Origin of the sequence: Flavobacterium sp., assembly GCF_036741995.1 — a bacterium.
Classification (GTDB): Bacteria; Bacteroidota; Bacteroidia; order Flavobacteriales; family Flavobacteriaceae; genus Flavobacterium.
The window spans coordinates 1-6004 of the sequence record NZ_DAINRG010000078.1; the positions used below are offsets into that span (position 1 = coordinate 1).

Below are 6004 nucleotides of genomic sequence, written 5' to 3' on the forward strand. Positions count from 1 at the left end.
TTTACAACTAATCACTAAAGGCGTCGCCACTGCGTGAAGCCGCGGAACGTTAGCACCAAGTTTTCAGAACGTCTACTTAAATTTTGAGCCAAAAATGAAGCCATTGATTTTGAAAAAACCTTTAATTATAATTGCTTGTCTTTGCATTGTATTTTTTTCATGCGAGAAAAAATCAGAGCTGGTGAATGTTACAATTAAAGTTGTTGACTCTAAAACCAAAAAGCCACGTGAGAATGATAGTATAGAATTACGCATTGAAAAATTTGGTTTTCCAGTAAAACAATACCCTTTGGTCGCAAAATATGTTTCAGACTCAAATGGAGAAGCCAAAATTAAAGTTCAAAAAGACGAAGTGTATCATCTAATTGTATCTGGTGAACCAATGATGATTGGTTTTGCTGACTTTGGAGATGGAAATATGGAAAATGAAAGTTTGATAACAGTAGATATGGTGAAAATTAAAATATAAAAACCTGGTGCTAACAGCGGTTTTACACAATAGCTGGTTCCGATTTTCCTCGGCCGGAAAATCGAAAAGGAAATTTCCATACATTTACAACTAATCAATAAAATGCTCCGCTACTGCGTAAAGCCGCGGAACGTTATAGGCAAGCTTAATCAACCTCATACAAATGACGAACATAAAGATTCCATTATTATTGCTTTTATCTTTTAGTTTTCTTATAGTAAGCTGTGAAAGAAAATTTGAGTATGTATCAAAACCAAGCTCAAATCCTTTGCTAATAGAAGGAGAATGGTTGGATTCATCAGACACAATCCATGGCAATGGCATAAGCATTCGTAAAAACAAGATTGCCTTCTTCAAAAACATGCACTTTACCGCTGACCAAATACACGACTATTACATAATAGATTCTATTTACAGAAAAAATGGCAATGATCAAAAAATTGGAGAATACTTAATTATAAAAGAAGGTAAAGACTCCTCAATTTTCGAAATTGAAATACGGAATAAAAGCAGTATTATTTTATTGAATTCAAAGAAAGATAAATTAATGTATAATTTTTGGAAACGTATAAAGTTTACACCAAAATAAAAGCCAGCCTATAACAGCGGTTTTACGCAATAGCTGGTTCCGATTTTCCTCAGCCGGAAAATCGAAAAGGAAATTTACATATATTTACAACTAATCACTAAAGGCGTCGCCACTGCGTGAAGCCGCGGAACGTTATAGGCAATACTAAGCATTGCGTTTAAAAGAAACCTAATTATAAAATGACTAAAGAGTTTTCAATTATTGGATTAATATTAGTTCCTGCAATTTTTTTGTTTTATCGAAAAGCTTTGCGAGAAAAAAATTCTTTTTTAATAATTTTAGGTATTTGCATAGTTTGTTCAGTTTTAGCCATCATTAGTTTAAAATCAGCCGAAAATGGAAAACCAAATTTTGAGCTTTTATGGTTTTGTCCTTTATACTCACTTTTACTTTACAGAATTTTGCTAATCCCTTTTTGGGCAAGAAAAAAAAGAGATCCAAAAATCGTTTCGAAAAAGGAATTGTTATTCAATCCAGATAAAAACCTGGCAGATAGATTTTTTGGATTTACGTTTTTCTTGTTGAGTACAATATTACCAATGTATTTGATAATTAAAGATTATATGTGAAAGTACTGCCTATAACAGCGGTTTTGCGCTATGGCTGGTTTTATTTTCCTTAGCCGGAAAATACTCAGCAGGAAATTTACATATCTTTACAACAAAGCGGTAAGTTGTCGCCACAGCGCAAAGCCGCGGAACGTTGGCAGTAATAATTAGAAAACCCTATGGAAAGAGACGCATATAAAATTGGTGATTACGTAAAATATCTTGGATATGGAATGTCTGGAATAGACTCCGAAACTGCGAAAGTAATACAACTGAGAAAACACGAAGATTATTGGTGGGTGGGTGTCGAATTATTAGCTTCGAAAGAGAAAATTTCTTTTGACGTTAGTAAATTAAGGATAATACCTTTGGAAGAAAAACATTTATTCAGTTTAGGTTTTCAAAAATATCCTAGTGAAAATGACTTTAGATGTTATAAGTTGAATGATATTTACATTTCTAGTATTTCAATTCAACTAAGCCAAATAAAATTTTTATTCATATCAGGATTTTGTCTTATGAACAGAGATTTATTTAGCAAAATTGCTGTGAATGACCTTGTAGAAAATGGAGAATTTAACATTCAAAAATTCTATGAATTATATCCTAGTTTATATAATTTAAACGACTTAATCGAAATCTTAACAGACCGAAATATGATAACTGCTGAAGAAGTTGAAAAGTTAGTTTTACTATAAATTACTACTGCCAACAGCGGTTTGGCAAAATAGCTGGTTTTTGTTCTTTCCGTTTCCGAAAAACTTTTATCTTGGCAATTACATACTTGTGTAACCCATTAACTCTAAAGTTGTCCGCCTATCAAAAATAGGCATTTTTTTATCGTTAATACATTTTGGCAAACTCGAAATTCATTTGCCCGATTGCGGTTCCCCTTTACTTTTCCTTATCGCACGTTTACAGTTCGTGTAACAGGCATTTTTCTTGGACGGCATACGTTTTAGTCATAGATAGGTTAGGAGGCAACAAAAGGCGCCATTTCGTTAAATTCTACGACTTTTTAGCATTATAGACTTCCTGTAACAGATATTCCTTTTTACTTGCTCCGATAAACTGCATTTCGCTTTCTTTCTCAAATTTACGGCGCAAGGTGTGATAAGGGTCTGCATTGGGCTCTAATAGTGCCAACGCTTCCGCAAAATCCTTCAAGTTGGTTGAGAACAACACAACACGATTGTCAAGGTTTGCGGTATATAGTTTACTTATTGCCTGTATCGTCATTTGATTTAGGCTTAGTTGTTGTTTTCTTTACAAACGACGAAAGAGCCTGATTGAATTTAGGCTCTGATTTGTCTATTTTAACGTCCTCTTTCGGGCGTGGTATATGTTCTTCTTTCTTCTTAGCCATTGATTAGGGTTTTATAATCCAATCTTTTGTTAGTTCCGTTAGCCAAAGCTACATCAAATTTGCTTCCCTCTGACAAATTTCTGTTGTTAAATCTGAATGTAAACTCATTTACATAACGGTGTAAATGTTGGTCAGAAACTTGGTGGTAAATTCCGTCCAATCCTCTTTTAAGCAAAGACCAAAAGTTTTCAATTCCGTTAGTGTGAACTGAACCGGAAACGTATTGGTTAGCGTTGTGACAAACGAAATCGTGAGTATAATTTTTCTGTAATGAAATGTAACCTCTGAACTCGTCAGTATAAACTGTTGCACCCGATTCTACGGTATCTACCATAATCGGAACGATAGTTTTTGCTTTTCTGTTTTTACAGGAATTGCATAAACTTTACCGTCACGCTCTAAGATACCAAGCACCGGAGTTTTACCGCTTCCACCTTGAGAACCCGCAGTTCTTTTGTTGGCGTGTCTGTTTTTCTCTTTTCCACCGATGTATGTTTCGTCGATTTCTACGGTGTTTGTGAATTTTTCAGCTTTCACGTTGTAGGTTTCTCTGATGCGTTGTAACACGAACCAAGCGGCTTTTTGAGTTATGTTTAAATCTCTTGCAAGTTGACAAGATGAAATTCCTTTTTTGTGAGCAGTAACCAAATAAATAGCAACGAACCATTTTCTTAAAGAGATTTTACTATCGTGAAATATAGTACCAACTTTAACACCGAATTGTTTTCTGCATCCGTAACATTTGTAACGGTTAGTATTACCTTTAAGAGTGTTTACTCTTTCACTTTCGCAATAAGGACAAGTAGGCGTACCGTTCCAACGAATAACAGCAAGGTGTTGTTCGCAGATTTCTTCTGTAGTGAAGTAGTCAAGTAATTGGAATAAACTATCGAAATCTCTTAAATCTTTAACGGTTTTCATGGTTGTTCTTATTTGATGGTGTAAATATACGGCTATAAATTTACATAAACAAATAAAATTGTAATTATTTCACGATAAAATTACAATTTGTTTTATATTGTAATAATTCGTAAATTTGTGTATGAAAAAGAGGAAGCGCGAACTTCCTCCTTTTGGTTGATGGTTGGCAACTGCCTAATCCTAATGAGAGATTCCATCAATCTGCCCTCTAATGTGGGGACTTACGGAATCATTTAGCACTCTAATAGAGTGCTTTTTTATGCACTTCTATGAGGTAAAAATCTCAAATTATCGAAATATGTACTGTTTAAATCTTTATCAGTTACATGAAGTAATTGTGAAAGCTCATTTTTAGTATACCCCAAATCTTGTAAGTGATAATCAATAATTTCTTTAATTAATGTAGGAACTTCAACAGGCACGAAAACAGGTTCATTTTTTCTATAACCCAAGAAACTCATTTGTTTATATAGATAGTGATACTGATTTTTTGTAGTGATGCCTAATTGTTTATACGACTTTACAAGAATTGCCTGCATCGAGACTTTCCAATATGTTTTTAGCTCAGCTAGTTTTTCAATGCTTAACTTAGTTAAATGGGGTCTTATCTCACTTGACGGAATTAAAAACTCGTTACCGCCCAAGTGTGCTTCTTCCTCGGTATCTCTTGAGGCATCAACCTTTTTTGCAAAATGCAAAATCAAATGGAATAATTCGTGTGCAATAATAAACCTAAATCTATCTCCAGGAACATTTTTATTTGCAAATATTACAGGAACTCCTGAATTAGAAAACATACTAAATCCATCTAAATCCCCTAAATCTATAGAAATAACAACAATTCCATTATCCTCTACGAGCTTAGTTATATTTTCTATTCTTCCTCGTGGAACTTTCCAATATTGTCTTAAAAAATTGGCTGCCATATCAGGACTTCCATCAAAAGTACAATCCCAACTAGGTAAATTAATAGGAGGTAATTCCACAGCCTCTAAAAGTTTTTCTAGATGCCATTCAATAATAGTCATTCTAGATTCATATTTCTTAACTTCTTTTACTGTTAAAGACGCTTTCTTTCTGAAATGCCCTTGAACAGTATGTACATTCCATTTTTGATAAAAGAAACTTTCCGGATATTCCAATACTTTAGAAACAGATTGAATAAAATCGTTGTCAATAGACAAAAATTCATTCTCTATTTTTGACAAAGTGCCTTGTTCAATACCAAGCAAAGCGGAAAGCTCCTTTTGGTTTAACCCTCTAGATTCTCTTGCTAATTTTAATATTTCACGATTTATTTCCAATGTAGTATATATTTATTTAGTTAGTACCTGTTTTTCTTTCTTCTGTACCTGTTTTACCAGTAATTCTTCTTGTTATCACTTCTTTAATATCGTTTCCTGTAGAAGTTAAATCTAATGATATTTGCTCATAAGAATACTTGCCTGTTTCATCAATCCATTCTAAAGTATCTCCGTGCCAACAGGCAATATATATGCCTTGTAAACTAGCCCACGCTTTATCTGGCATATATCCTGCAAATAGAAATGTCGGTCTTGCAGGAAACCCTTCAAGTTCCTGCTGTCCTCTGTATTTTTTATGCTGTTTAGTTAGGGTTGCGGAAACATTAAAGTTTCTATCCATTTTTTTAAACCTGATAAATAATTGATTATCAATATTCATCCCAAATATTCGGTTAAAATCTCCCGTTTCTACATTTTTAGTGTTTGAAAAAGTATCAGTAATTTTTGATCGAATCAAATCATGTATAATATTAGCTTTGGTTCTGATGTTAAATTCAACAAACCTTTCTCGATTGGAAAATTTTTGAATCTCTGTAAATTCATTAAAAGAGTCTTGAATACATTTTGTTATTTCTCCGCTATATGGCTTTAAAACTTCTTGGGATTCTTGTAAATTTAGTAGTTGTCTCATCATTGCATCTTTATTAGAAAACAAATGTAATACATTTTCCAATTTTAAACAAAAAATATTCCAACTTTTTTATAAAAAATATTCCTAATTCTGATTATCAATTAGTTAAGACCTAAAATATACTGTCCTATTTTTTGATTAGCGAAGTCCATACGTTTGTTTTAGGAACGTGAAGT

At 33.2% G+C, this 6004-nt stretch carries 8 protein-coding genes and 1 pseudogene; 4 read left to right on the plus strand and 5 right to left on the minus strand.

The annotated features are described in order from the left end of the window. Positions 1-94 precede the first annotated feature (94 nt). The 4 genes from V7D82_RS13145 to V7D82_RS13160 all read left to right on the plus strand — a co-directional run bounded on the left by V7D82_RS13145 (position 95) and on the right by V7D82_RS13160 (position 2304). A complete protein-coding gene (locus tag V7D82_RS13145; RefSeq protein ID WP_333601414.1) occupies positions 95-469 on the plus strand; it encodes a hypothetical protein in 375 nt (124 codons plus the stop codon). A 163-nt stretch (positions 470-632) separates the two neighbouring features. Continuing rightward, positions 633-1058 (plus strand): hypothetical protein, encoded by a 426-nt coding sequence (locus V7D82_RS13150; RefSeq protein ID WP_333601415.1) that lies wholly within the window; start codon positions 633-635, stop codon positions 1056-1058. A gap of 179 nt (positions 1059-1237) precedes the next feature. Further along, complete coding sequence (locus V7D82_RS13155) at positions 1238-1627, plus strand: hypothetical protein (protein WP_333601416.1); 390 nt, start codon at positions 1238-1240, stop codon at positions 1625-1627. 158 nt (positions 1628-1785) lie between these two features. Next, positions 1786-2304 (plus strand): hypothetical protein, encoded by a 519-nt coding sequence (locus tag V7D82_RS13160; RefSeq protein ID WP_333601417.1) that lies wholly within the window; start codon positions 1786-1788, stop codon positions 2302-2304. A 310-nt stretch (positions 2305-2614) separates the two neighbouring features. Here the strand turns inward: V7D82_RS13160 and V7D82_RS13165 are convergent, their stop codons facing one another. The 5 genes and pseudogenes from V7D82_RS13165 to V7D82_RS13190 all read right to left on the minus strand — a co-directional run bounded on the left by V7D82_RS13165 (position 2615) and on the right by V7D82_RS13190 (position 5870). Then, a complete protein-coding gene (locus tag V7D82_RS13165) occupies positions 2615-2845 on the minus strand; it encodes a hypothetical protein (RefSeq protein ID WP_333601418.1) in 231 nt (76 codons plus the stop codon). After that, positions 2823-2972 (minus strand): hypothetical protein, encoded by a 150-nt coding sequence (locus V7D82_RS13170; protein ID WP_333601419.1) that lies wholly within the window; start codon positions 2970-2972, stop codon positions 2823-2825. The genes V7D82_RS13165 and V7D82_RS13170 overlap by 23 nt, the downstream gene beginning before the upstream one ends. 111 nt (positions 2973-3083) lie before the next feature. Further along, positions 3084-3893: pseudogene (locus V7D82_RS13180) on the minus strand (IS1595 family transposase); the annotation flags it as partial. Between the two features lie 257 nt (positions 3894-4150). After that, positions 4151-5197, minus strand: coding sequence for an XRE family transcriptional regulator (locus V7D82_RS13185; RefSeq protein WP_333601422.1), 1047 nt, complete (start codon positions 5195-5197; stop codon positions 4151-4153). Positions 5198-5213: 16 nt separating this feature from the next. Continuing rightward, positions 5214-5870: a hypothetical protein gene (locus tag V7D82_RS13190; protein WP_333601423.1), complete on the minus strand. Its 657-nt coding sequence runs from the start codon at positions 5868-5870 to the stop codon at positions 5214-5216. Positions 5871-6004: the final 134 nt, after the last annotated feature.

Excerpts from the sequence above, each read along its gene's own strand:
- V7D82_RS13145 (WP_333601414.1), top strand. The coding sequence starts at position 95 with ATGAAGCCATTGATTTTGAAAAAACCTTTAATTATAATTGCTTGTCTT.
- V7D82_RS13150 (WP_333601415.1), top strand. The coding sequence starts at position 633 with ATGACGAACATAAAGATTCCATTATTATTGCTTTTATCTTTTAGTTTT.
- V7D82_RS13155 (WP_333601416.1), top strand. The coding sequence starts at position 1,238 with ATGACTAAAGAGTTTTCAATTATTGGATTAATATTAGTTCCTGCAATT.
- V7D82_RS13160 (WP_333601417.1), top strand. The coding sequence starts at position 1,786 with ATGGAAAGAGACGCATATAAAATTGGTGATTACGTAAAATATCTTGGA.
- V7D82_RS13165 (WP_333601418.1), bottom strand. The coding sequence starts at position 2,845 with ATGACGATACAGGCAATAAGTAAACTATATACCGCAAACCTTGACAAT.
- V7D82_RS13170 (WP_333601419.1), bottom strand. The coding sequence starts at position 2,972 with ATGGCTAAGAAGAAAGAAGAACATATACCACGCCCGAAAGAGGACGTT.